At 52.9% G+C, this 446-nt stretch carries 1 rRNA gene; it reads left to right on the top strand.

From position 1 onward, the window contains the following. A 23S ribosomal RNA gene (locus BIU95_RS13845) occupies positions 1–446 on the top strand; the annotation flags it as partial.

The following is a 446-nucleotide window of genomic DNA, read 5'->3' on the forward strand; positions in this document are numbered from 1 at the left end:
GAGCGGACTTGTTCCGTGACGGCGTACCTTTTGTATAATGGGTCAGCGACTTATGTTCAGTGGCGAGGTTAACCGTTTAGGGGAGCCGTAGGGAAACCGAGTCTGAATAGGGCGATTTAGTCGCTGGGCATAGACCCGAAACCGGGCGATCTATCCATGAGCAGGTTGAAGGTTGAGTAACATCAACTGGAGGACCGAACCCACTGTCGTTGAAAAGCCAGGGGATGACTTGTGGATCGGAGTGAAAGGCTAATCAAGCCCGGAGATAGCTGGTTCTCCCCGAAAGCTATTTAGGTAGCGCCTCGGACGAATACTACTGGGGGTAGAGCACTGTTAAGGCTAGGGGGTCATCCCGACTTACCAACCCGATGCAAACTCCGAATACCTGTGAGTACTATCCGGGAGACACACGGTGGGTGCTAACGTCCATCGTGAAGAGGGAAACA

It is taken from the genome of Curtobacterium sp. MCBA15_007, assembly GCF_001864905.1.
Taxonomy (GTDB): Bacteria; Actinomycetota; Actinomycetes; order Actinomycetales; family Microbacteriaceae; genus Curtobacterium; species Curtobacterium poinsettiae.